General features: G+C 43.8%; 27 protein-coding genes. 12 read left to right on the forward strand and 15 right to left on the reverse strand.

Going from position 1 to position 24,425, the window contains the following annotated elements:
• A complete protein-coding gene (locus RBB12_RS04940) occupies positions 1–897 on the reverse strand; it encodes an ABC transporter ATP-binding protein (protein ID WP_306013367.1) in 897 nt (298 codons plus the stop codon).
• Positions 898–975: 78 nt separating this feature from the next.
• On the opposite strand from RBB12_RS04940, the gene RBB12_RS04945 reads away from it, so the two are divergent.
• Positions 976–2,052 carry a hypothetical protein gene (locus tag RBB12_RS04945; protein WP_306013366.1) on the forward strand — a complete coding sequence of 359 codons (1,077 nt, stop codon included), beginning with the start codon at positions 976–978 and terminating at the stop codon, positions 2,050–2,052.
• Here the strand turns inward: RBB12_RS04945 and RBB12_RS04950 are convergent.
• Genes RBB12_RS04950 through RBB12_RS04975 form a run of 6 tightly spaced genes read right to left on the reverse strand, consistent with a single transcriptional unit; the run spans position 2,049 to position 7,519 of the window.
• Positions 2,049–3,107 carry a nucleoid-associated protein gene (locus tag RBB12_RS04950; protein ID WP_306013365.1) on the reverse strand — a complete coding sequence of 353 codons (1,059 nt, stop codon included), beginning with the start codon at positions 3,105–3,107 and terminating at the stop codon, positions 2,049–2,051. The genes RBB12_RS04945 and RBB12_RS04950 overlap by 4 nt on opposite strands.
• A gap of 41 nt (positions 3,108–3,148) precedes the next feature.
• Positions 3,149–3,652 (reverse strand): IS1096 element passenger TnpR family protein, encoded by a 504-nt coding sequence (locus RBB12_RS04955; protein ID WP_306013364.1) that lies wholly within the window; start codon positions 3,650–3,652, stop codon positions 3,149–3,151.
• Between the two features lie 43 nt (positions 3,653–3,695).
• Entirely contained in the window at positions 3,696–4,709 is a 1,014-nt protein-coding gene (locus tag RBB12_RS04960; protein ID WP_306013363.1) for a COX15/CtaA family protein, read from the reverse strand.
• A complete protein-coding gene (locus RBB12_RS04965) occupies positions 4,706–6,136 on the reverse strand; it encodes a CCA tRNA nucleotidyltransferase (protein ID WP_293289650.1) in 1,431 nt (476 codons plus the stop codon). The genes RBB12_RS04960 and RBB12_RS04965 overlap by 4 nt, the downstream gene beginning before the upstream one ends.
• A 2-nt stretch (positions 6,137–6,138) precedes the next feature.
• Positions 6,139–6,699 (reverse strand): L-threonylcarbamoyladenylate synthase, encoded by a 561-nt coding sequence (locus RBB12_RS04970; protein WP_306013362.1) that lies wholly within the window; start codon positions 6,697–6,699, stop codon positions 6,139–6,141.
• Positions 6,692–7,519: a zinc-binding alcohol dehydrogenase gene (locus tag RBB12_RS04975; RefSeq protein WP_306013361.1), complete on the reverse strand. Its 828-nt coding sequence runs from the start codon at positions 7,517–7,519 to the stop codon at positions 6,692–6,694. Before RBB12_RS04975 ends, RBB12_RS04970 begins: the two co-directional genes overlap by 8 nt.
• 66 nt (positions 7,520–7,585) lie before the next feature.
• Here RBB12_RS04975 and RBB12_RS04980 point away from each other — a divergent pair, with 66 nt between their 5' ends.
• Entirely contained in the window at positions 7,586–8,419 is an 834-nt protein-coding gene (locus RBB12_RS04980; protein ID WP_293284510.1) for a glycosyltransferase family 2 protein, read from the forward strand.
• On the opposite strand, the gene RBB12_RS04985 is transcribed toward RBB12_RS04980, so the two are convergent.
• On the reverse strand, positions 8,401–9,204 hold the full coding sequence (locus RBB12_RS04985; protein ID WP_306013360.1) for a glycosyltransferase family 2 protein: 804 nt from the start codon (positions 9,202–9,204) through the stop codon (positions 8,401–8,403). The genes RBB12_RS04980 and RBB12_RS04985 overlap by 19 nt on opposite strands.
• Before the next feature lie 209 nt (positions 9,205–9,413).
• Here RBB12_RS04985 and RBB12_RS04990 point away from each other — a divergent pair, with 209 nt between their 5' ends.
• Positions 9,414–10,091: a class I SAM-dependent methyltransferase gene (locus RBB12_RS04990; protein WP_306013359.1), complete on the forward strand. Its 678-nt coding sequence runs from the start codon at positions 9,414–9,416 to the stop codon at positions 10,089–10,091.
• Here the strand turns inward: RBB12_RS04990 and RBB12_RS04995 are convergent.
• Positions 10,050–11,123: a glycosyltransferase family 9 protein gene (locus tag RBB12_RS04995; RefSeq protein ID WP_306013358.1), complete on the reverse strand. Its 1,074-nt coding sequence runs from the start codon at positions 11,121–11,123 to the stop codon at positions 10,050–10,052. The two genes, RBB12_RS04990 and RBB12_RS04995, sit on opposite strands and share 42 nt — an antisense overlap.
• Positions 11,124–11,264: 141 nt before the next feature.
• Positions 11,265–12,080, reverse strand: a complete 816-nt coding sequence (locus RBB12_RS05000; RefSeq protein WP_306013357.1) for a 2,3,4,5-tetrahydropyridine-2,6-dicarboxylate N-succinyltransferase — start codon at positions 12,078–12,080, stop codon at positions 11,265–11,267.
• A 100-nt stretch (positions 12,081–12,180) separates the two neighbouring features.
• Between RBB12_RS05000 and ruvX the strand changes: the two genes are divergently transcribed.
• The 3 genes from ruvX to RBB12_RS05015 are packed head-to-tail and all read left to right on the forward strand — an operon-like array spanning position 12,181 to position 13,684.
• Positions 12,181–12,591 (forward strand): Holliday junction resolvase RuvX, encoded by a 411-nt coding sequence (gene ruvX / locus RBB12_RS05005; RefSeq protein ID WP_306013356.1) that lies wholly within the window; start codon positions 12,181–12,183, stop codon positions 12,589–12,591.
• Between the two features lie 3 nt (positions 12,592–12,594).
• Positions 12,595–13,185 carry a peptide deformylase gene (gene def / locus RBB12_RS05010; protein ID WP_293290667.1) on the forward strand — a complete coding sequence of 197 codons (591 nt, stop codon included), beginning with the start codon at positions 12,595–12,597 and terminating at the stop codon, positions 13,183–13,185.
• A 55-nt stretch (positions 13,186–13,240) separates the two neighbouring features.
• Positions 13,241–13,684, forward strand: a complete 444-nt coding sequence (locus tag RBB12_RS05015; protein ID WP_179384207.1) for a DUF5606 domain-containing protein — start codon at positions 13,241–13,243, stop codon at positions 13,682–13,684.
• A gap of 3 nt (positions 13,685–13,687) precedes the next feature.
• Here RBB12_RS05015 and RBB12_RS05020 read toward each other — a convergent pair whose 3' ends face one another.
• Positions 13,688–15,265: a beta-N-acetylhexosaminidase gene (locus RBB12_RS05020; RefSeq protein WP_306013355.1), complete on the reverse strand. Its 1,578-nt coding sequence runs from the start codon at positions 15,263–15,265 to the stop codon at positions 13,688–13,690.
• Between the two features lie 12 nt (positions 15,266–15,277).
• Complete coding sequence (locus RBB12_RS05025; RefSeq protein ID WP_306013354.1) at positions 15,278–15,922, reverse strand: GDSL-type esterase/lipase family protein; 645 nt, start codon at positions 15,920–15,922, stop codon at positions 15,278–15,280.
• 155 nt (positions 15,923–16,077) lie between these two features.
• Here RBB12_RS05025 and mazG point away from each other — a divergent pair, with 155 nt between their 5' ends.
• The 5 genes from mazG to RBB12_RS05050 all read left to right on the forward strand — a co-directional run bounded on the left by mazG (position 16,078) and on the right by RBB12_RS05050 (position 20,886).
• Positions 16,078–16,851 carry a nucleoside triphosphate pyrophosphohydrolase gene (mazG, locus tag RBB12_RS05030; RefSeq protein WP_306013353.1) on the forward strand — a complete coding sequence of 258 codons (774 nt, stop codon included), beginning with the start codon at positions 16,078–16,080 and terminating at the stop codon, positions 16,849–16,851.
• An 80-nt stretch (positions 16,852–16,931) separates the two neighbouring features.
• Positions 16,932–18,299: an MATE family efflux transporter gene (locus tag RBB12_RS05035; protein ID WP_179384203.1), complete on the forward strand. Its 1,368-nt coding sequence runs from the start codon at positions 16,932–16,934 to the stop codon at positions 18,297–18,299.
• Between the two features lie 135 nt (positions 18,300–18,434).
• Entirely contained in the window at positions 18,435–18,662 is a 228-nt protein-coding gene (locus RBB12_RS05040) for a hypothetical protein (RefSeq protein ID WP_306013352.1), read from the forward strand.
• Entirely contained in the window at positions 18,662–19,231 is a 570-nt protein-coding gene (locus RBB12_RS05045; RefSeq protein WP_306013351.1) for a phosphatase PAP2 family protein, read from the forward strand. Before RBB12_RS05040 ends, RBB12_RS05045 begins: the two co-directional genes overlap by 1 nt.
• Positions 19,228–20,886, forward strand: coding sequence for a glycosyltransferase family 39 protein (locus RBB12_RS05050; protein WP_306013350.1), 1,659 nt, complete (start codon positions 19,228–19,230; stop codon positions 20,884–20,886). Before RBB12_RS05045 ends, RBB12_RS05050 begins: the two co-directional genes overlap by 4 nt.
• On the opposite strand, the gene RBB12_RS05055 is transcribed toward RBB12_RS05050, so the two are convergent.
• The 3 genes from RBB12_RS05055 to meaB are packed head-to-tail and all read right to left on the reverse strand — an operon-like array spanning position 20,883 to position 23,777.
• Positions 20,883–21,755 carry a lysylphosphatidylglycerol synthase transmembrane domain-containing protein gene (locus tag RBB12_RS05055; protein WP_306013349.1) on the reverse strand — a complete coding sequence of 291 codons (873 nt, stop codon included), beginning with the start codon at positions 21,753–21,755 and terminating at the stop codon, positions 20,883–20,885. The two genes, RBB12_RS05050 and RBB12_RS05055, sit on opposite strands and share 4 nt — an antisense overlap.
• On the reverse strand, positions 21,736–22,698 hold the full coding sequence (locus tag RBB12_RS05060) for a glycosyltransferase family 2 protein (protein ID WP_306013348.1): 963 nt from the start codon (positions 22,696–22,698) through the stop codon (positions 21,736–21,738). The genes RBB12_RS05055 and RBB12_RS05060 overlap by 20 nt, the downstream gene beginning before the upstream one ends.
• 35 nt (positions 22,699–22,733) lie before the next feature.
• Complete coding sequence (meaB, locus tag RBB12_RS05065) at positions 22,734–23,777, reverse strand: methylmalonyl Co-A mutase-associated GTPase MeaB (protein ID WP_306013347.1); 1,044 nt, start codon at positions 23,775–23,777, stop codon at positions 22,734–22,736.
• 206 nt (positions 23,778–23,983) lie between these two features.
• Here meaB and RBB12_RS05070 point away from each other — a divergent pair, with 206 nt between their 5' ends.
• Positions 23,984–24,409, forward strand: a complete 426-nt coding sequence (locus RBB12_RS05070) for an Ohr family peroxiredoxin (RefSeq protein WP_306013346.1) — start codon at positions 23,984–23,986, stop codon at positions 24,407–24,409.
• Positions 24,410–24,425: the final 16 nt, after the last annotated feature.

Here is a 24,425-nt window from a genome sequence, read left to right on the forward strand (position 1 = left end):
TTATTGGTTCTTGGTCAGGGTTAAAAATTGCTCTTCCAGGCTTTCTTTTCTTTTAACGAGGTGTGACAGCACAATGCCTTTATCGAATAGCATTTTGTTCAAACTTTGTGCATCCATTTCCTCTTTCAGATAAGCCGTAAGCGTTCCGTTGAAGTTTTCGATTTTTCCAAAACTGGCACTTTTTTCAAGAAGTGACTGCAATTGATCCAAATCGTCGCAACGCAGCTCAAAAAAGCCATGGCTTGCCAGCATGCTGTCCACAGGACCAGAATATAGGTTTTCCCCTTTTCGAAGAATGATAACGTGCGAACATACTTTTTCGACCTCGTCCAGCAGGTGCGAAGCCAATAAAATAGTGGTGCCCTGACTGGCAATTTTTTTAATGATTTCCCGAATCTGATGAATTCCTTGCGGGTCCAAACCGTTGGTGGGCTCGTCCAAGATCAGGATTTCAGGGTCGTTGAGCAGGGCAGAGGCGATGGCCATACGCTGCTTCATCCCCAACGAATACGTCTTGAACTTACTGTTTCTACGGTCCCACAAACCTACCAACTCCAATTTTTCTTGGATCTTGGTTTCGGGTACATCCTTGATTTTACAGACCAACCGCAAATTCTGGATGGCATCCATGTAAGGGTAAAAATTGGGACGCTCGATAATGGCGCCTACTTTTTTAAGGGCGTCGTGGGTGGAGGTGGTGCCATCAAACCAACTGAATTCCCCTGAAGTTCGGTTGACTACATTGAGAATAATGCCCAGCGTGGTAGATTTTCCACTGCCATTGGGCCCCAAAATGCCATAAACATTCCCTTTTTCAATAGAAAAGGAAAGGTCCTTCACGGCGGTGAGATACCCAAATTTTTTGGTGAGATGGTTTACGGTAAGTATTGTTTCCAAAAGATGCTATCGTTTTTTGAATGGTTTATACTAACTTGACGATGATTAGTGAAAATTGTTACAAAATAATCGAATACAATGTCCGAAGAAAAGTTGATGTCGAAGAAAAAACCGGCTTATCCCATAAACGAGGAGCTGGATGAATACTTGGAATATTACAATCGAAAGATTGAGATTCCCATCCATTATGATGACCTGCTCCGGTTCTCGGGAAGTGTTTCCGTATATGATGCCAACGATGAGGATACCCTTTGGGTACGGGTTTTTTACCCCGAGTTCGATCGCGATGAAATCGACTTGGCGCTGAAAAGGGTCTATTCCAATTTTGTATCGGATGGTAGTGATAAGATTTTCCAATATCTAAATGTGGATTATGTGGATTATTGCACGTTTGGAAACTCAAAACCTTTCCGAATCAAAGTGCGTAATATTTTGAACGACAACTACACCCTTTTCTATGTGAAGAAGACCGATGCCTCCCGTGTTTATGGTTTGGAACTGGAGCACATGCTATCTCCGTACAACTTGAACTTCGTCATTTATGAAAATACGCTTATCGAGGAACACATCGTAGGCATCCCTGGGGATGTTTTTTTCAAGAAGAACCTACCGGAATGTTCCGAGTTTGATAAGGCGCAAATTGCCAAGGAATTTGTGAAGTTCAATGAGCGTTGCATGATTCGCCTGTTGGGCGATATGCGCTCGTATAACTACGTAATTGTTCCCACCCACGATTTTGATAGCGTAAACTACAAGATCAGGGCCATCGATTTTGACCAGCAATGCTACGAGGGAAAAATAAAGGTGTACCGCCCCCAATTTTTTAAGGAAAACAAGGTGATGGTCGATTTGGTGCAGAGCAAATTAACGGTCGATTCGGTGAACCAATATATCGTGGAGGAACGCTCCATTATCGCCAAACGGATATTGAGTTGGGGCCGAAGGCTCAAAAGGCTATTGGAAGTCTGCAAAGAGGACAACATTGCTCCATCCGAAAACACAGAATTGCTCAAAAGTCAATTGTTGGACCTTACGGGGGATATAAATTTTAGGGATAGCAAAACTATGGGAGAAGTACTTATCCATGCACTTGACTTCGTGAAGCGAAATTACGAAGACGTGAGTATGAAACAGATTATCGACAAAAAGTTCTAGCTTTTCTGTTCCTTGTTGAAGTACACTAAATAGTAGTACATCTGGCGCTCCTCGTCCCATCCCTTTTCCACAAACTTTTCAGCGGATTCTGGGTTGATAAAGTCCAGCTTGATCTGGATGTTGGTATCCAGATTGATGACATTCTTGATTTTTTTACGGGCATCGCTCACCGCCTTGTTGGCAATATCAAAATTGGAAACGTCCTCAATGCTATATTTGGGACCTTTTTCCACTTTGTAGTGCTTAAACTCGGGAATAAGGTCCGGGTTTTCCATCACCTCGTTCAAAAATGAGGTTTCCTCAAAATTGTCGTTTTTCGCGAAGTGGTTCACCGCACGGTTCATGAACATCACCTCCTGTTGTTTGTCCTCCGCCGGAAGCACCACATCCTTGGCAAAGTTTTGACAGAACTTTAGGTAGTTTTTGGTGTAAAAGTTCTCATCGGTCAACGGTGCTACGCCTAAAAAGTTTTCCAACCAATATTTGGCGTCGTAGCGATTGCTATCCACCGAAAGTACTTTGTACCCTTCTTCCTTTTGCACATTAAAAACAATGCAGCCCTTATCCAGTTTGTTGATATTGATGCCTTGACGAATCAAGATTTCCAAGTTATGTTCCTTTTCCTCAAACTGCAGGAAATCGTGTTTCAATTCACTTTTAAAGATTCCGACAGCATCCGTTTTTTGGTTATCGATTACCATATCCGAAAAATGCACCACGTACACCTCCCCACTTTTAATATGGGGGTGGTTCGATTGTTCAAAAAGGTGGGTGGTAATCTTTTTGGAAAGCCTATGATTATCCGAAGGGCTCTCAAAAATGCCCGTTACCGCAGCGCAAACCTCATTGAATTCCAAATCCACTTCGTGACTGAACTTGTAGTAGTTCTCCTCCTTTTCCCGAAAAGGCTTAAAAAAGTATTCCTTGAGCAATCCGGCCATTTCATCGTTCAGTGAAAAGGGTTCGGCAGATAGGAATGCGGATTCGTTTTTGCTTTTATTGCCCACGCGGTGCAGCGATATGCTCTCGATTTGGGCCGAATATAGGTTTAGCATTTTTTGGGTAGGGTGTTAAAGGTTAAAACGTAGTTTGGGGTTTAGTTCCAGTTTTCGTCAAAGTCCATATCATCGTAGCGGTCCAAGAGGTCGTCAAAGTCACCTTCGTCCTCACTGGGCTTGGCTTCAAACTGCTTTTCTGGTGGGGCATCTGGCAGTTCGCCAAAAGAGAACAGCAGGTTGGGATATACCCGTCCATCTTCCTTTTCCACGATGTCCGCAAGTTCCACAAAAAAGGTCCACATGCTAAAAAAGTCGTACACGTAGATCATTTTGGGGTTGTCCTCCGTTAAAACGTCATCAAGGGATGTTTCGTTCATCAATCGGATATCGGAACCGCTCTCGCTCATATCGAACAGGGCAATTTCCTCCTCTTGGTTCCATTCTTCGTCACAGGTGTAAAAGGAGGCCATTTCACTTCCCTCAAAACCAAAAGCTTGGGTTATGGCATTGTGGAAATCCTCCAGATTACTCTGGTCCTCAATTTCAATATCCCGAAAGATATCTTCCTCAGCATCAAGTATTATCCTGATTTTATAAATCATCCATTAAATTTTAAAGTGGGTTCAAAGGTACAATAATTAGACCTTATTTGCTGAACCGGTGCAAGGTAAAAGTCATGGCCGCCAATAGGAAAAATGCCCCGATTTGATGCACTACCCCCAACCAAATGGGAACGGCATAAATCAAGGTGAGCACACCTAGTAAAAACTGCACAAACACCATGACCAAAAGTGCTTTTAGTCCATTTTCCTGAATAGGTGTGGTCGCTATTTTCCGTGTCCTGAACCATATCAAAAGAATGAAGCCCACCACAACATAGGCCAAATAACGGTGTACAAATTGTACCCCACTTCTTCCTTCGATAAAATTCTTGATGACAGGTTGTTGTTCAATGTAAACGGTTTCATGCATCAGTTTTCCTTCGTTCATCATGGGCCAATGGTTATGGATAAAACCTGCATCCAATCCCGCAACAAAGGCTCCCCAGATAATCTGTAACAGTAGCACCACCAATCCTGCTCTGATGAGGTTTCGAATGCCTTTGTGGATTTCCTTTTTTTGGGGATAGATAAGGTCCAAGGCCACCCATAAACTATAGGCGAAGGTGAGGAAGGCCGTGGTGAGGTGGGCCGCCAACCTGTAGTGCGATACATCCGGGCGGTCCACAAGACCACTCTTTACCATGTACCAACCCAAAAAACCTTGGAATCCGCCCATGAAGAGCAAAATCAAACATTTTTTGATGGTCGACTTGTCCAGTTTTTTGGTGAACAAAAAGTAAAGGAAGGGCAGAATGAACACAATGCCGATAAATCTACCGATGACCCGATGCAGCCATTCCCAAAAATAGATATCCTTAAATTCCTCAATACCAAAATGATAATTAAGCTTTTGGTACTCCGGATATTGCTTGTACAGCTCAAAGGCTTCCTCCCATTCCTGCTCGTTCATGGGTGGGATGGTACCCTGGATAAGCTTATAATCGGAGATGGAGAGACCAGAGTGGGTGAGGCGCGTGATACCGCCCACCAAAACCATGACAAAGATGAGAAAACATCCTGTCAGCAACCAATACACAACAGCTTTGTTCGTTTTCATTCGGAGTGGACTTTAAGGTTCATTTTCTTGCCTTTTTCCAACATAAAGTCGTAGGCAGCTTCATATTCGTTGGGAATTTCACCTTCCAATATGGCCTCTTTTATGGCCTCTTTAATGATCCCAATTTCTTTTGAGGGTTTCAGGTTGAAGGTTTTCATGATTTCCTCTCCCGAAACCGGTGGCTGGAAGTTTCGGATATGGTCCCTTTCCTCAACTTCCACTATTTTTTGTCGAACTATCTTAAAATTGTTCTTGTACTTTCTTTGTTTCTTCGGGTTTTTGGTCGTAATGTCGGCTTCGCATAAGGTCATTAGGTCCTCCACATGTTCTCCTGCATCGAACACCAAGCGTCGAACCGCGGAATCGGTTACGTGGTCTTCGGATAGGATGATGGGTCTGGAACTCATCAACACCATTTTTTGAACGAATTTCATCTTTTCGTTCAAGGGCATCCGTAACCTTTTGAAGAGTTTGTACACCATTTTTGCCCCCACAAATTCGTGGGCATGGAAGGTCCATCCGATTTTTTTGTGGAACTTTTTGGTAGGTGCCTTACCAATATCGTGCAGCAGGGCGGCCCAGCGCAACCAAAGGTTGTCTGTGGTTTCCGCAATATTGTCCACCACTTCAAGGGTATGCCAGAAATTGTCTTTATGGCGTTGCCCTTCCTTTTCCTCGATGCCTTGCAGTGCTGTTAGCTCTGGTAAAATGAGCGGCAACAATTCGGTTTGGTGCATCAGCTTAAAGCCAAGGGAGGGCTGGGAGCTCATCAAAACCTTATGGAGTTCGTCTACAATGCGCTCCTTGGATACAATTTTAATACGCTCCTTGTTTTCGGCAATGGCCTGTAAGGAGGGCAGTTCAATCGTAAAATGGAGTTGGGTCGCAAAGCGAATGGCGCGCATCATCCGCAAAGGGTCATCGGAATAGGTAATGCCGGGCTCCAATGGTGTGCGAATCAGTTGTCTGTCCAAATCGGCCAAACCATCGAAGGGATCTAAAAGCTCTCCAAAATTGGATGAGTTCAGCGCCAAGGCCATGGCATTGATGGTAAAGTCCCTACGATTTTGGTCATCTTCCAAGGTGCCATCTTCCACAATGGGTTTTCGGCTATCCCGATTATAGCTTTCCTTGCGAGCGCCCACGAATTCCAGTTCAAGGTCTTTGTATTTGATCATGGCGGTCCCAAAATTTTTGAAAACCGATATCTCGGGCTTGCCCTGTAGTTTGGAGGCTACTTTGTTTGCCAGCTCGATACCACTTCCGATGGCCACGATGTCGATGTCCTTTGGGGTGCCACGTTTTAAAAAGTAATCACGGACAAATCCCCCGATAACATAGGCATCCATGCCCAGCTCGTCCGAAGCTTCGCCAATGAGTTTAAAAATAGGGTGTTGTATTGCCTTTGTATGGAATTCCTTCGCCATTGTTATTCCCGTATCACCTTCACCTGTCCGTCGTTGCTCAACTTAATGATAGAGGAGGGGGAAGGGTTGAAATTTTCATTTTGCAAATTTACCACATAGTCCACTCCTTTTAAAATTTCTGCTTGAATATCGTTGAATTGTTTTGGGTGGGGTTGGCCTGAAATATTGGCCGAAGTGGAGACGATGGGTTTCCTGAATTTATTGATTAGGTATTGGCAAAATTTATCGGAAGCGACCCGTATGCCCAAAGTGTTGTCTTCGGCCACCAGGTTCTTCGCAACGCCCAAAGGTTGGTCAAAAATAATGGTGGTGGGCTTGGTGGCGAAGTCCATAATATCATAAGCTACATCGGGAACTTCCTTTACATGGCGCTCCAGCATCGCTTGGTTGGCCACTAAGCAAATTAATGGTTTGGAGCTTTCCCGTTTTTTGAGCGCATATACTTTTTGCACCGCTTCGGGGTTGGTAGCGTCGCAGCCAATGCCCCAAACGGTATCGGTGGGGTAGACAATGAGTCCGCCCTCTTGCAGGACCTTAACACAGTTGTTGATTTCTTCAATCAATGTTTTCGAATTTTAGTTGAAAATGGTCGGTCAATGCCTGCCATTGTGTTCTGTTTTTGTCCATACCAATATTGCCTTTCTTCAGTGAAACTTTCTGCGACCCCCAAATCGGGATAGGTTCCTTTCCGCTGTTCTGGGCCTGAATGGATTTGGTGCCTTTTAAGAGTCCCATCGCCTTAAACCAAAGATCATCAGCTTTTGGGGTGAGTTGTAGGAACAATTCTTGGTTAAAAACTGTTTTATGCATGGAATCGGGCGGGTATAAGGTGCCTCCGGCACCAATGGGGAGTGTCAATAATGGGTTTTGGCATCCCGATTCGTTCGGTTTCCATGCCTTGTAAGAAAGGAGTTCCCCATCGCTACCGTAAGTAATGCAACGCGTTTGGTTGGCTATAATATGATCGGGATGGTTTTCGTGGGCCTGATAGAGTTTGGACAACCAGTTTTTTCGGTACATCATATCGTCATCACAGGTGACGATTATTTTATTGGGATACAGTTTTAGGGGTTCTACCAATTTTCTGTGTGAGCTGAAATAGTCTGCATATTTGATGGAAAAAAGGTCGCCTACCAAAACGTTAAGTGATTTGGGTATGCTGTCCTTCAAATCTTCATGAAGCCAAAGGACGATTTTCTCTGGTAGCACATCCTGATTGAGTATGCTGCGGATGGTAAGATGTACGATGTTCAACCTAGAAGGAATCGAAGCCAAGGAAACGATGACCGGGACCTGCTTTTTGTTCGCGACGAGCTTTCGCTGCGATTGCCAGGATAACTTGGCTTGATGAAAAAGTGAAACTGGAATTTCCTTGACCTTCATTCTGGAAGTTTAGAATCACAAAATTAAGGATATGAGATAACATTTAATATTTCTATTTTTGTCCAGATGAGCCCAGAGGAAACAGAATCACCAAAAATATCGGTCATTATCAGCACTTATAACGCCGAGGAGTGGCTAAAGAAAGTGTTGTGGGGCTTCAATTGCCAAATCTTTAAGGATTTTGAGGTGGTGGTTGCCGATGATGGCTCAGGTCCCAAGACCAAACAATTGTTGGAGGAGCTGTCCGAAAAGGTCTTTTACAAAATTGTGCATGTGTGGCAGGAGGACGATGGTTTTCAAAAATCACGTATACTGAACAAGGCGGTGGAAGCCTGCAGCGCGGACTATATTATTATGACAGATGGTGACTGTATTCCCCGTGAAGATTTTGTCGAGGTGCATTACATCAATAAAGAACCGGGTTACTTTATTTCTGGGGGGTATTATATGTTGCCCATGAACATTTCCAAAATGATCACTTTGGAAGATATTGAAGAACAGAATTGCTTCGATATTAATTGGCTAAAGGCAAAAGGAATACCCAAAACCTTTAAAAACAATAAGCTCACCGCTAGTGGTATGATTTCCAAACTGCTGAATACGATTACTCCGACCAATGCCAGTTGGAACGGCCATAATTCATCGGGCTGGAAAAAGGATATTTTGAATGTGAACGGTTTTGATGAGCGAATGCAGTATGGTGGGCAAGATCGTGAATTGGGCGAGCGTCTGTTCAATTTTGGGATTAAATCCAAACAGCTACGTTATAGCGCGGTTTGTGTGCACTTAGACCACAAAAGGGGTTATAAAACACCGGAATCCATTGCTAAAAATCAGGCTATCCGAAAAGAGACAAGGTCTCAAAAATTGGTGTGGACACACTACGGCATCACCAAGTAGTAGGCTAGTTCATTCTTCTTTTCCAAGCGTTTCAGCTCCCTGAACCGTTCCAGAACACCAAGGGCGTTCAAGTAACAGATGGTCCATCCTTTTTTGCCATCAAGGATTCCTAATCGGAGAATGTAGTGGTTGAAGAATTTCCAGATGGGTTTCACCGTCATCAAAATGTAATTGAAGTGCCGTTCCTTATAAAAATCCTCTTTGGCCTTTAAACGACCATATTTGAGCATTTTGCCCTTGTAATCCTCGTAGTTTTTGTAGCAAAAGTGAATCAACTTTTCCTGTAGGATACCGGATTCGCCATCCACTACCAATGTTTCGTGTACAATCTTTCGGTCCGTGAAATGGGCTTTGCTCTTGCGAAAGAGCCTATAGTTTTTATCGGTTTGCCAGCCGCTAAAGTTAAGGGGTTCATCCTGGAACATAAACTTTCGGTAAAACCAATAGGCTTCTTTGGCGTCGGGCTGGTTGATGGTATGCAAAATTTCTTTTTCAAGACTTTCGGTAACTACTTCGTCTGCATCCAAAAACAAAACCCAATCATTTGAGGCCTGTTTTAAGGTGAATGATTTTTGCGCGGTGAAATTATCAAAAGGATTTTGGATTACGGTCACTTTTGGGTGGTCCAAAAGGTACTCGTAGGTACCATCGGTGCTATAAGAATCTACTACGATGATTTCATCAGCAAAGGAAACGGAGTCGATACACTTTTCAATGTAACCCATTTCGTTGTAGGTTATGATCAGTGCTGATAATTTTTGCTTTGGGGTGCACAATCCAGCCATATTTATTGGTGTAGTGTTTTGGTATTTTACAAAGCTATAACAAAAAAACAGGTTAAAAATTGTTTATGCGTGACTTTTTCTTACAAACAATCAACTGGACAATTTCCCTACCCGTTTTATGTTAAAATCCTCTTTTTGATATTCTAGGTTTACTATGAAGACGAGAAAATGTATCTTGGGTTGCTTTAAAATTTGTGAAATTCTTTTAGATGGATATACTTCTTTACGTAGTTGCTTTGGGTGTTGTTGCCTTTTTTACGGGTAAATTTATCAAGCATAAATCGTTGTACCCCTTTATGCCCTTTAAATACGATTTCCGAAAAAGGCGGAATACTTTCCTGAAGACCATGGAGTTGATGGAGCAAATCAACGCTAAAGTGATTATTGAGACCGGCACCTCGCGTGAGGGTTTAAAAGGAGCCAAGAGCAATGGTGCGGCCACCATCGTATTTGGAAAATGGGCAAAGGAGCACGGTGCAGTGCTTCATTCGGTGGACATCAATTCGGAATCCATTGCCAACTCTAGGGCAGAAGTGGAGCGACAGGGCCTGCAGGATACGGTGACCCTTCACCATTCCGATTCGTTGGATTTTCTAAAGGATTTTGCTCAACCAGTCGATATGCTCTATTTGGACAGTTACGATTATAGTTCACATGACGTTGAAATTCAGAGGAAAAGCCAAGAACACCATTTGGAGGAATTTAAACGAATAGCAGATCAGTTGCACGAAAACACCATTGTTTTGATCGATGATTGTGACTTGCCCAATGGAGGGAAGGGCAAATTAGTGATAGCCTACATGTTGGAGCATGGCTGGAAAATTGTCATGGAATCCTATCAAGTGCTATTGGTCCGAAACAACTTCGCTTTGGATAAAGCTGTCTAATTGCTCCAAAAACAACTCAGGTTTAAATTGTTGATACAATGCTTCGGCATTGGCTTTCCGTTCCTTTTTGGGCATTTCCAAAACCTCTGGGGCAAAATCCGCTAAGTGTACCGCTTGGTTTTTCTGATTTTGGTTAAAAGTAAGCCAAGCAGTCTTGGAAATCCATGGGGAAAATATGGAAAAATTGGGAATACCAATGGCTTTGGCCATGTTGGTGCTACCACCCTCATTTCCGATATATGCGTCACATTGGTCCAAAAGTGCGATAAACGATCGCAAGGAAGGACAAAATACTTCTTCCTTGATGTTATTTCGCGTTTTGGGAGAACAATGATCCAGAAATTCGTCCAAACTTGCACTTTGGTGCGGCAAATAGTTGAGCAAAAAGGTCACCCGATACCGCTCCGAAATAAAATCCAAAGTCTTTGCCAAATACGCTAGCGGATAGGTTTTACTGGGTTGACTGCCCAACAAGCCTACCATAATTAAGGGTTTGGAAGTGTCAATTTGATGATTGGCCAGTAGTTCTTTGGCCTGCTCCTTTTCAGCTACTGACAGATATATTTTTGGTGCCAGATTGGGCTGTTTCAATTCTGGAATCAGTGGAGCAAGCAAAATAAGCCTGTTTTCAATCGCATGCCCCAAAGTAGTGTTCGGGTTGTTGGTGTAGGAAAACAAATGGGTGTAAATAAACTTGGAGTACCATTTTTTATAGGAAATCTTAATATCGGCATTAGAATAATAACTGATTAGATTGCTTTCCAGTTTGCAGTATACATCTATGGTGGCGTTGTACTTTTCCCTTTTCAACGATTTTAAAAATTTGAAGAATGCTAGCTTGCTTTCCCTATATTCGTTTTTAAAGAAAATGATTTTATCAATAAAAGGATTCTCCTCCACCACCGCCAAAGTAGATTCGTTGATGACGTAGTGGACTTCGCAATCCGGGAAATGGATTTTTAGGTGTTCACACAGAATTGTGCTCGCCAGCACATCCCCGACCATTTTTTGCTGAATAATCAAAAACCGCATTTGAGCTGTGTTTTGCAAATAGCTTTCTTTTAAGGGAGGTTGACTTCATGCTTTTCCAAATGTATAAAATAGAAAAGGACAGACAAGGTAAACAAAATTGTTCAACATTGACTGTCCCAATAAACTATAAAGCTTTGAATTCTATACCGCTACATCGTGCTCGCGCAGGGCATTGTTCAAGGAGGTCTTCTTATCGGTGCTTTCCTTGCGCTTGCCTATGATCAGGGCACAGGGCACTTGATATTCTCCTGCAGGAAATTTTTTGGTATAGCTTCCAGGAATCACAACTGATCTTGCAGGAACCCGACCTTTAAGTTCAACGGGTTCATCTCCAGTAACATCGATAATCTTGGTAGATGCCGTTAGTACCACATTGGCTCCCAAAACAGCCTCTTTCTCTACGCGAACACCTTCTACCACAATACAGCGGGAACCGATAAAGGCATTATCCTCAATGATCACTGGGGCGGCTTGCAAAGGTTCCAAAACCCCACCAATGCCAACACCACCACTCAAGTGAACGTTTTTGCCAATTTGTGCACAACTTCCCACCGTGGCCCAAGTATCCACCATGGTTCCTTCATCTACATAGGCACCAATATTTACGTAACTCGGCATCAAAATAGTGCCTTTGGAAATATAGGCTCCGTGCCTGGCCACTGCATGGGGAACCACACGGACCCCTTTTTCCTTGTAACCCTTTTTCAAAGGTATTTTATCATGATATTCAAAGATGCCAGCCTCCAAAACTTCCATTTTTTGGATGGGGAAGTACAGCACCACCGCCTTTTTCACCCATTCGTTGATCTGCCATCCATCAGTGGTTGGCTCGGCACAGCGAAGCTCGCCAAGGTCGATCAGGTTGATGACTTCTCGTATGGCCTCTTGCGTCTTTTCCTCTTCCAATAAGGCCCTATTGTCCCACGCTTGCTCGATAAGCGTTCTTAATTCTGTCATTTTTCTTAAAGTTTTGACAAAGATACGCCCCATGGCAGAATTATGGTTCCCATTTTTAAGTGCATAACATTTTTAGGGTTATTTTTGCCAAAAAATTGTTTTGGCTAGAATTTTGGCTTTGGATTTTGGAAAGGTACGGACAGGAATTGCGGTTACTGATGAACTTCAGTTGATCGCTTCTGGGTTAACGACCGTTGAGACCAAAGACCTGCTGGACTTTTTGGAGGAATACACCCAACAGGAATCCGTTGAACGATTTGTGGTGGGTTTGCCCAAACAAATGGACAATACGGCCTCGGAGTCCGAAGTGCTCATCCAAAACTTTTTGAAGAAGCTGACGGCCAAGTTTCCTTCAATCCCCGTGGAACGCCAAGATGAGCGATTTACCTCCAAAATGGCATTTCAATCCATGTTGGACAGCGGAATGAAAAAGAAGAAACGAAAGGATAAGGCCCTTGTGGACGAAATTAGTGCCACGCTCATATTGCAGGCCTACTTAAACAGATTTTGATTTATGATTTTACCAATAGTAGCTTACGGAGACCCCGTTTTGCGAAAAAAAGCAAAGGATATTGCGGAAGATTATCCCAAACTTGACGAATTGATCACCAATATGTGGGAGACCATGTACAACGCTCATGGTGTTGGATTGGCCGCTCCCCAAGTAGGGCTCCCCATTCGGGTTTTTCTGGTGGACACCACGCCTTTTGCAGATGATGAAGACCTGACCGAAGCTGAACAAAAACAGTTGGACGGATTCAAAAAAGTGTTCATCAATGCCAAGATTGAGGACGAAAATGGTAAGGAATGGGACTTTAACGAAGGTTGTTTGAGCATTCCCGACATTCGGGAAGATGTAAAGCGCAAGCCCGAAATCACCATTAGTTATTTGGATGAGGATTTTAAATCCCACACCGAAACCTTTGATGGGCTATTGGCCCGTGTGATTCAGCACGAATACGACCATATCGAGGGGATTTTGTTCACCGATAAGCTATCTTCCCTTAAAAAACGATTGTTGAAAAGCCGTTTGGAAAAGATTTCCAAAGGAAAGATCAGCGTGGACTACCGGATGCGGTTTCCCAATATCAAAAAAGGACGTTAAAAAAATCGCGGTTTGCGATAAAAACATATTTTTGCGCCCATAAATTACTATTTGAATGGCATTAGACAAGATTTTATCTATTGGAGGTAAACCAGGACTTTACAAATTATTGACCCAAACCCGAGGTGGCTTTGTTGGCGAATCCCTATTGGATGGCAAGCGTGTGACCGTTGGTTTAAGAAGCAATGTGAGCGTGCTGTCCGAAATAGCCATTTATACCTTGGAGGAAGAGATTCCCTTAAAGGAAGTGTTCCAAAAAATCAAGGAGAAAGAAGATGGGAAAAAGACCTCCATCAGCCACAAGGCGGACAAAATCGAGTTGGAGGAATATTTCTTCGAGGTACTTCCCAATTATGATGAGGACCGTGTGTATGCTAGTGACATCAAAAAAATCATACAGTGGTACAACATCCTTCTCGACAACAACATTACTGAATTTGTTGAAGCGGAAAAGGATGCTGAAGAACCTACTGTGTCTGCCTCCGAAGAGGAAGAATAAACACTATTCTTTGTTCCAGTCCACCAACTCTGTTGGATAATAATTGATATCCATGGCTTCCAAATAGGGAACCTGTGCAGCAAGGCGTTCTTTGTAGTTCTCCCAATTAAGATGTTCGCTGGGTGACCATCCCAATTCGGCGTAGCCGATCACTCTGGGAAAGGCCAAATACTCCAATTCGGCACTGTTGCTAATGGTTTCGGACCATAACGGGGCTTCAATCCCCAAAATGCGCTCTAAGGGAAGTCCTTCCACATAGCTTTCTGGATCCCATTGGTAACCCACATCAACAGGGATGTAGCCCGCCCATTTTAAACCGTATTCGGAAATGGAATCATATTTCATGTCCAAATAGGTCTTTTTAGCTGGCGAAATAATGATTTTGGAGCCGTTTTCAGCAGCTTTAAGTGCATTCTCAGGCTCGTTCCAAAATTGGGCAATGGAACTGGCGTCAATATCGGCTTGGGCGATTTCATCCCATCCAATCATTCTTTTGTTGTGTTTTTGAACAATCTTTTCCACTTTTTCCACAAAAAGGATATAATCACTTTTTTTGGTCACATGGCTTTCATCACCTCCAATATGAAAGTAGGGCCCAGGGCTCATGGCAGCTATTTCGCCGATTACATCATCCAAGAAGCTGTACACCGTATCTTTTTGGGCATCAAACGAACTGTAACCCACCTTCATGTCGGTTCGTACTCGTGGAGTCTCGGCACCGGCATAGTGTAAAAAGGGATAGCTCAAGGAAGCAGCATTGGTGTGCCCGGGCATATCGATTTCGGGAACGATGGTCATATGTCTATCCGCAGCATAGGCAACAATGTCCTTGTATTCTTCTTGGGTGTAAAAGCCACCTTCGCCTCCACCTACTTCGCTGGCACCACCTACCTCAGTGAGTTTGGGCCATGATTTGATTTCAATACGCCAGCCTTGATCATCTGATAGGTGCAGGTGTAGCGTATTAATCTTGTAGTAAGCGAGGGCATCAATATATTTTTTGACCTCTTCCACGGTGAAAAAGTGTCGCGCTACGTCCAGCATGGAACCGCGATACACAAATTTTGGGGCATCCATGATTTTTCCTGAGGGAATTACCCACATCGGACCGTCCGTAAGGGTATCGTTGCTTTTTTCGGGAATGAGCTGTCGAAGTGTTTGTACCCCTCTAAAAGCACCCGCAGCGGTCTTGGCATTCAATAGAATGGAATCCTTTTTAATGTAAAGTTGATAAGCCTCTGGATTGTCCAATTCCACACTATCCGATTGGTTAATGTAGATCAAACGTTCCAAGGTGGCTTCGGATGGCGTGTTTACCCCAAGGGCAAGTCCTGTTTTAGACTTGATTTGATCGGATAAAAACTGGCCTACTTTTTCAAATTCGGGGTCCGTGGTGGTCGTGTAAATCGCAGTACCTGCATCCAAGCCAAACGCACTTCCCGTGGAAATGGTTTTAATGGGCTTTGGAATCAGCGGAGCACTGGCTAGGTCTGTTTTAGGAAAGTTGATTTCCTTTTTTTCGGTTTGGCAAGCTGCTATGCAGAGTACTGCAACGAACAGCAAAATAGATCTGTAAATCACGTTTGTTTAGTTTTAGTCCATGTAATTTTTGATGACATCGTACCAGATGTCATATCCTTTTTCGTTCATGTGCAGGCCATCCTCCACAAAAATGTCTTGCTTTACCTTTCTGTTGTCCAACATAGGGTACCAAACATCCACAAAAACGATTCCTTCAGTTTTGGATGCCAATCGGTCCAGTTTTCTGTTCAATCTTCGATACCTGCCACGGTATTTCCAGCGGGAAATGCTGGGTTTGGCGGAAATCAGCACAATTTCCATGTTTGGGTTCCTTTCTTGTAAGGTATTTAGGATGGCTTCGGCCTTTTTCAGGATTTTTCGAGGTCTTTTTTTGGCGAAAATATCATTGTCCCCTTCATAAATAAAGACCTTTACAGGTTTGTAATTCAATATCAGTTCATCCAAATAAAGCTCCAAATCCGAGAATTGGGAACCTCCAAAGCCTGTATTGAGCACTTGGTGCTGGGGAAACCGTTGTTGGACATCGTTCCAAAAACGGATACTGGAACTACCGGTAAAAACAATGGTTGGGCGAGAGGCATCCCAAAGGGAATCATTTTTTTGCTGTATGGATTTTACCTCGTCCTTGAACGGATTATCGGTTTGCCCAAAAACCAAAAAGGGGGCCAAGAGCAACGCAATAAAAAGATGTTTCATGTTACCGGGGTTTGCCTTAAAACGACGTTGAAGATAATGATATTTTTTGGTAACTCTGGTTTGTTGAAAAGTTGGTAGGGCTCTTTTCATAAGTAAGTCTTTTGAAAGGAATCTCAACCCTTGAGACTTCGTACTTTTGAACAAAATTCAAAGCCATGAACACGAGATCGGAACAGTTGGCCGCTTTTGACCGTCTTTTGACCATTATGGACGAGTTGCGGGAGCAGTGCCCTTGGGACAGGAAACAGACCATGCAAAGCCTGCGTCACCTGACCATTGAGGAGACCTACGAATTGGGCGATGCCATTCTCGATAATGATTTGGAAGAGGTAAAGAAGGAACTGGGCGATATTTTACTGCACATCGTTTTTTATGCAAAAATCGGTTCGGAAACGCAGGATTTTGATATTGCCGACGTAGCCAATGGCATCTGTGAGAAACTCATCAACCGCCATCCGCATATTTATGGTGATGTTAAAGTAGAAAATGAAGAGGAGGTCAAGCAAAACTGGGAGAACATCAAGCTAAAAGAGGGGAAGAAAAGTGTGTTGGAAGGTGTTCCCAATGGGTTGCCATCCTTGGTCAAGGCCAACCGAATCCAAGACAAGGTGGCAGGAGTGGGATTTGATTGGGAAAAACCAGAACAGGTCTTTGAAAAACTGCAAGAGGAATTGGCCGAGCTTCAGGAAGAGGTGCGGACACAAGATGCCGACAAAATGGAATCCGAATTTGGCGATGTGCTTTTTTCCATGGTGAATTATGCCCGTTTTTTAAAAATCAACCCGGAAAATGCTTTGGAACGGACCAATAAAAAGTTCATCAAGCGCTTTCAATATCTGGAACAGAAAGCCAAGGAAAATGGAAAATCCATGAAGGATATGACCTTGGCAGAAATGGATGTGTACTGGGAAGAAGCGAAGAAACTTTAATTTGTGGTGCCTCCCATGTAAGAAGTCACCCAAATTGCCGTCAATCTAGCTATATTTGCCATCCTTTTTAAGTAATCGCCGTGTTTCAAAACTACACCAAGGAATTTGCCTATAATCTAAAACTGTCGTATCCCGTGATTTTGGGAATGTTGGGGCACACTTTTGTGGCCTTTGCAGACAATATCATGGTAGGGCAATTGGGAACGGCCGAACTGGCTGCCGTTTCTTTGGGAAACAGTTTTGTTTTTATTGCGATGTCACTCGGAATCGGTTTTTCCACAGCCATCACCCCTTTGGTGGCCGAAGCGGATGGCGCCAAGGACCAAGCTGCCGGGAAAAGTGCCCTAAAACATGGTTTGGTGCTCTGTACCTTATTGGGATTGTCCCTTTTTGGGCTCATTTTGCTGGCCAAACCGTTGATGCATCACATGAAGCAACCTCCAGAAGTGGTGGAATTGGCCTTGCCCTATTTGGATTTGGTCGCTTTTTCGCTGGTGCCCCTGATTATTTTTCAAGCATTTAAGCAGTTTTCGGAGGGACTTTCCCAGACCAAATACCCCATGTATGCGACCATATTGGCCAATGTGGTGAACATCACCTTAAATTATTTGTTTATTTTTGGTTCCTTCGGATTCCCCAAACTAGGTATTGTGGGTGCTGCGATAGGCACCTTGGCTTCGCGTGTGATTATGGTGGCCTTTATTTGGTATCTGTTGAAGCGAAAGAAGAAATTTGAATCCTATGTGACCCATTTCAATTTTAAGGAAATTGAGAATCGGGTGATGAAAAAAATCATAAGTCTTGGTTTTCCCTCGGCCCTGCAAATGTTTTTTGAGGTGGCCATCTTTACTGCGGCCATCTGGTTGAGTGGGGTGTTGGGTAAAAATGCCCAAGCGGCCAACCAAATTGCCTTGAACCTGAGCAGTATGACCTTTATGGTGGGCATGGGCCTCAGCGTGGCGGCCATGGTTCGTGTGGGCAATCAAAAAGGACTGCGTAACCACAAGGAATTAAAGCGTATTGCGGAATCCATTTTTTTCCTGACCCTGATTTTGGAAGTGGCCTTTGCGGCTATTTTCTTGTTGGGAAGGCATTGGTTCCCTACCATTTATTTGGACGTGGACGATATTGTCAACCAAGCCGATAACGCAGAAGTGATCATTGTCGCAGCCGAGCTACTTTTGGTAGCGGCCTTTTTTCAGATTTCCGATGGCCTACAGGTCGTGGTTTTGGGTGCATTACGGGGTTTGCAAGATGTGAAGATACCTACTTTCATCACCTTTGTGGCCTACTGGTTGATTGGTTTCCCTATCAGTTACTATTTGGGCTTGCATACCCGTTTTGAAAGTACGGGCATTTGGATTGGATTGTTGTCGGGGCTAACCGCATCGGCCGTAATGTTGTATCTTCGATTTAACTTCTTGACCAAGAAATTGATTGAAGAATAGTTTCGGCACCCTGAGCTTGTCTCAGGGTCTCATCATACATTGAAAAATCTATATGAGATGTTGAAACAAGTTCAACATGACGCATTGAAAAATATAAAATATTAGATTTCATATTGGGAATCAAAATACGAGCACATGGAACTACCTAAATTTTTATTGGCCGACAATACAGATCATCCCGAGGCCATTTTTATCGTTCATACCGAATACCCACGTTTTATCATCAATTTGGAAAATGATGAGGTGGAATGGATGGAAGAGTTCTCCAAGGAGGACGAGGCCGATTTGATGGAAGAAGCGGAAAGCTTGATCGAGGCCGCTACCGCGTTTTATGATCGGGAAGTCTCCAGATACGATTCTTGATGCTGGAGCAACTACTGCAATACGATAAGGAACTGTTTTTGTTTCTCAACGGATTGGGAACCGAAACTTGGGACGGCTTTTGGATGTTCATGACCACCACCCGAAATTCCGCGCCACTTTATTTGTTACTGCTCTATTTGTCATATCGAAACTTTGGCTGGAAAGGAACCGGAATTGTTCTGCTTTCCATTGCCCTGCTGATTACCTGTACGGACCAACTATCCAACTTTTTTAAATATGGCGTAGGTCGATTGCGGCCTTGCCACGACCCAGAAGTAAGTCCAGTCATGCGCTTGGTGAAAAGCTATTGTGGCGGGCAATTTGGATATTTTTCCGCCCATGCAGCCAATTCGTTTGGTCCCGCTATTTACTTTACGGTGATGTTCAGGAACAAGGTAAAGTACATTTCTTGGGTGTTGTTGCTTTGGGCCGGTGTGGTGGCCTATAGCCGAATTTACATCGGCGTACACTATCCGTTGGATGTGCTTACCGGCGCTTTGGTAGGTTCCCTGTTCGGGTGGTTATGGGCCAAGTTGGCTATATTTGCTTTCCAAAAAACAGGGGTATGATATCCACCACGCGATACTGGTTTTACTTGGCACTGATTGTATTGGTGTACATCATTGGGATGTTCGTCACCTTAATGGAAAACGATTCGGCCCAATTTGCCGTAATGGCGATGCGCATGGTGCAGGAAAATGATTTTTTAAGCCTGTTCAAGGGGCCCGAAGAGTATCTGGATAAGCCCCACATGCATTATTGGTTGGCCGCACTTTCGTACAAATTGTTCGGTATCCACGATTGGGCATACCGTATTCCCGGTATTTTGTCGACCTTATTGGGGGCCTACAGCTGCTACGGCCTGGGAAAATTATTGTATAACAAGGAGGTGGGACGATTGGCCTCTTTGATTTTTATGACGGCCCAAACCATCGTATTGGCCAATATCGATGTACGTACCGATGCTGTTTTGACTGGATTTGCCATTTTCTCCATTTGGCAACTGGTTACCTATGTAGAGAAAAATACCCTAAAAAGCATCGCTCTAGGTGCCTTTGGGGCAGGCATTGCCTTTTCCACCAAAGGGCAGATAGCCTTGGTGGTCATCGGGATATCGCTGCTCTGTCATTTGGCCTATACCCGAAAGTGGCAATCATTGCTACATTGGAAGGTTGTTGTGGCGATTTTGGTATTCGCGTTGACCATTTCGCCCATGCTGTACGCCTATTACCATCAATTTGATTTGCACCCCGAGAAAGTGATTCGCGGAAAGGACAACCGCAGTGGTATTTTTTTTATTTTTTGGGAGCAGAGCTTCGAACGGATGAGCGGAGAGGGGATAGGGAAGAACAGTAGCGACTTTTTCTTTTTCTTCCATACGTTTTTGTGGGTGTTCCTCCCGTGGACCGTACTCGCCTTATTGGGGTATTGGATGAAGGTCAAGGCCTTTTGGAAGGTCAAGTTCGCCTACCGTCCGAATTTGGAATTTTTGACCGTGGGCGGAATTTCGATTTTGTTCCTCCTCATCAGTTTTGCCCAGTTCAAACTGCCCCACTACATGAACATCCTCATGCCACTGTACGCAATCTTGTCGGCAGGATTTTTATATATGCTGCATCAAAAGGAACAAAAGAAAATGGCAAAGGTGATTCTGGGCATCCAATATTTTATATTGGGGTTGGTGGTCATCTTTATGGTATTAATCAGTTTTTTAGTGTTCCAATTGGAACATTGGTACGGTTATGCGCTGTTGCTTCTGGCCATTGGTACGGTTGGTTACATCATCCTACAAAAAGATACTCCATATCCAAAAATTGCTACGGTTGCTTTATGGAGCTCGGTACTGTTGAATGGATTTATGAATGCCCATTTTTACCCCAAACTGCTCGAATACCAAGGTGGCTCCAATATGGCTGCCATAGTTGAAGAGAAACAGATTCCAGTGGACAGGATCTACAAGATTTCGGAACGCTATTCATGGTCGTTGGATTTTTATAACAAAAAACCGGTTAAAATCACCTCGCTGGACGACATTGCCAATAAAAGTGATGTTTGGGTCTATGCCACGGATGATGAATTGCAGAAGCTGAAGCAAAAAGGTGTGGCTTGGGATGATCAGATTACGGTGGATCAATTCCGAATTACCCGATTGCAGATCAAATTTTTGAATCCGAACACGAGGGAAGAAAAATTGAACCAAATGCATTTGGTGCACTTGGACTAAGCTACTGATTCCAGTTTTGGCTTTTTAAAATGATAGATGACTCCAAAAAGAGAAATCAGGGCGGTAATCGAAAAGAAAGCAAAACTGACCCCAATGGACGTGCTTTCATCCAACCCCAACCATTTGGCACCATATAAAAAAGTGACTTCCCGACTTCCAATACCTCCAATGGTCAAAGGAATGACCGATACAATGGAAGAAATCAGAAATACAAACAAGTACTCGACGGTGTCCAAACTAACGGACAAGGCCTTCAGAATAAACAAAACACTGATGAGCTGAGCCATTTGTACCATGGCCGAAAACCCCAAGGATTTCCAAAAAACGGGTAGAACCGATGTGAAAAAGGTCTTATTCACGAACCAGAACACCACAATGCTCAGGGGAATCGCAGCTATAAATAGGCCGTAAAACTTTTGAAAAAAAGCGTTTTTGGATAGTATGGCCAGCAAGCAGGCATACACAAAAAGCAGGAGCATACCGCTCAACCGATCTAAGAGTATGCTCGACACCACTTTTTTGGTTCCCGGTTGATATTCTCTTTGGACGACGTAGCCTTTGTACGCATCACCGCCAATTCCACCTGGCAAAAACAGGTTATAGAACATCCCCAACAGGGATAATTTTAGATTGCTCCATTGCGTAAGGGGCGCTCCAATTTGATGAAAATATAAGTTGGTCCGAATGGCCGAAATTACCTTCGACAACACAAAAAACAGCACGGCCAAGGATAAGTAGAGTGGGTCGCTTTTTTTTAGTGTTTGGAGTACATCTTTCAGCTCTATTTTGGTGAAAATAAAGTAGATCAGCACTGCACTTATTGCAATTTTTAGGGCAGTGATTCCTTTTTTACGCAGCTTTTCCGTCACCTATGCTGATTTTTTTGATGCGATACGGACGTTTTTGCTGGGATTCGTAGTAGGTACGGATCAAGAGTTCCATTACAATGCCGATGGTAAACAATTGGATTCCCCCCACAATAAACATCATCCCGAAAATTAGCAATGGCCGGGTACCGATATCCTGTCCAAAGCCGAGTTTGACAATCAATAGGTACACATTGATCAAAATTCCAAGGATTACCAGCAACACTCCAAAAATTCCGAACAAGTGAATGGGCCGTTGGAAATATTTTCGAATAAAGAGCAACAGCATCATATCGGCCACTACCTTAAAAACACGCTCCAACCCATATTTGGAAACTCCTGCGTGCCTGGCATGGTGCCTTACGGGGACTTGTTTGATCTGTGCGCCTTCCAAATGGGCCAAAAGCGTAATAAAACGGTGCATTTCCCCATAAAGGTTTAGGCTTTTGGCAATATCCTTGGTAAATACCTTGAGGGCGCAACCATTGTCCTTAATGTCCAATTTGGTTACCCTGCGCACCAAAAAGTTGGCGATTTTGGAGGGTATTTTTTTAACAAGCGAGTCTTTCCGTTTTTGACGTATTCCGGTGACCAGATCATATTCTTCACCAATTGCATATTCCAGCATGCCCGGAATATCGGAGGGATCGTTTTGCAAATCACCGTCCATAGTGATGATGTATTCACCTTCGGCATAGTCAATTCCGGCAGCGAGGGCCAAACTTTGGCCATAATTTTTTTTGAGTTCGATCAAGTGGACTCTCTTATCGTCCATTTCCTTGACCTTGATGCGCGTTTTGTCCGTGGAAAAGTCATCCACATATACAATTTGGTAGTTGTACCCTTCCAGACTTTCGTTGATCTTCTGGGTCAAAAGAACCACATTGTCCTCCTCGTTGTACAAAGGAACCACTATGGATAACAGGGAATCGGTAACGGTGCTCATTCGGTATAAAATCTGTGCAAATTTATCGCTTTTATTTAAAGTTCCTTGGTAATCTTGTCCAACAGGAGTTTTGCGGCATAAAAGGGGGAGATTTTGTGTGATTCGATATCCGTCAATAGTTTGGCCTGTTCCTTTTTAAAGGTTTCTTTTTGATGGAAAAATTGCTTTATATATTCATCCACGGTCTGAAGGAACCAATTCTTGTTCTGTTGCTGCCTGTTCTTTTCAAAAAAACCGTTTTCCTTGGTGTGCGACACAAAACGTTGTACCATTTCCCAAATTTCTATGATTCCGGTGTTCTCTACCGCAGAGCATTTCTTCACTTTAGGTATCCAACCATTGGCTTTGGGAGGATACAGGTGCAAGGCCCTTGAAAATTCAGTTACGGCCAATTGCGCGTGCTCCTTGTTGCTGCCATCCGCTTTGTTGATGGCAATGGCGTCGGCCATCTCCATAATGCCCCTTTTGATGCCCTGCAGTTCGTCTCCCGCTCCCGATAATTTCAGCAGCAGAAAAAAATCGACCATGCTATGGACGGCAATTTCGCTTTGGCCCACACCGACCGTTTCCACTAAAATCACATTATACCCTGCAGCCTCGCAAAGCATGATGCTTTCTCGGGTTTTTTGTGCCACCCCGCCCAAAGAGCTACCGGAAGGGGACGGACGGATAAAGGCATTCGGGTCCTTTGCCAAGGTCTCCATTCGGGTTTTGTCGCCCAAAATGCTTCCCTTGCTCAACGAGCTGGTCGGGTCCACGGCCAAAACGGCCACTTTGTTGCCTTGTTCGGTCAAGGTTTTGCCCAAGGTTTCGATGAACGAACTTTTGCCGACTCCGGGAACGCCTGTGATACCCAAACGAATGCTTTGACTGGGCTTGGACAGACATTTTTCGATAACCGCGTTGGCTTTTTCTGTATGTTCCGGTTTGGTGCTCTCCAAAAGCGTGATGGCCTTGGCCAGCATGGCTTTGTTTCCATCAAATATTCCTTGAGCCAACGCATCTGCCGAAAGTTCCTGTTTTCGGAGTGCCTTGATCTTGGAAATGGTGTTTTCGGGTGTTTTGTTATCGTCTGCCAAAGGGATTCATCGGTTTATACGAATTTATAAAGATTTTACGGGTTTGATTCTATGGGGCGACAAATCCATACTTTTTCCATATTTCCATTTCACAAAAATTTAATATCCATTTCTCCACACTTCCGCTTACAAATTGGTACCTTATTCGGTCAGCAATCGGTCGTATTGAACGAACCGATTTTTATGAACCTATAAACAGTTAAAAGATGAAGACTATTTTTGAGGCTCAGGCCACCAATACGGGCGGAAGGTCAGGACATGTAAAGAGTGAGGACGGTGTTTTGGATTTTCCGATAAGTATGCCCAATTCCAAAGGAAAACCGGACCCAAAATCCACCAATCCCGAAGAACTCTTTGCGGCAGCCTATTCCACCTGCTATGCCGGTGCCGTGCAGGCCGTGGCCAAAAATCACAATATTGACGACCTTGGGGATTTTAATGTAACTGCCATTGTGGCCTTCAATAAGGAAGAGGATGGTTTTTTCTTGGAAGTGACCTTGGATACTTATTTGCCTACGGTAGATCAGGAAATGGGGGAGACCATTATCAAGGAAGCCCACGAAATGTGCCCATATAGCAAGGCTACCCGCGATAATATCACCGTTCACTTAAACTTAATGTTGGACGAATAAATAGCATAACCTATTA

It is taken from the genome of Allomuricauda sp. MMSF_3307, from assembly GCF_030733585.1.
Taxonomy (GTDB): domain Bacteria; phylum Bacteroidota; class Bacteroidia; order Flavobacteriales; family Flavobacteriaceae; genus Flagellimonas.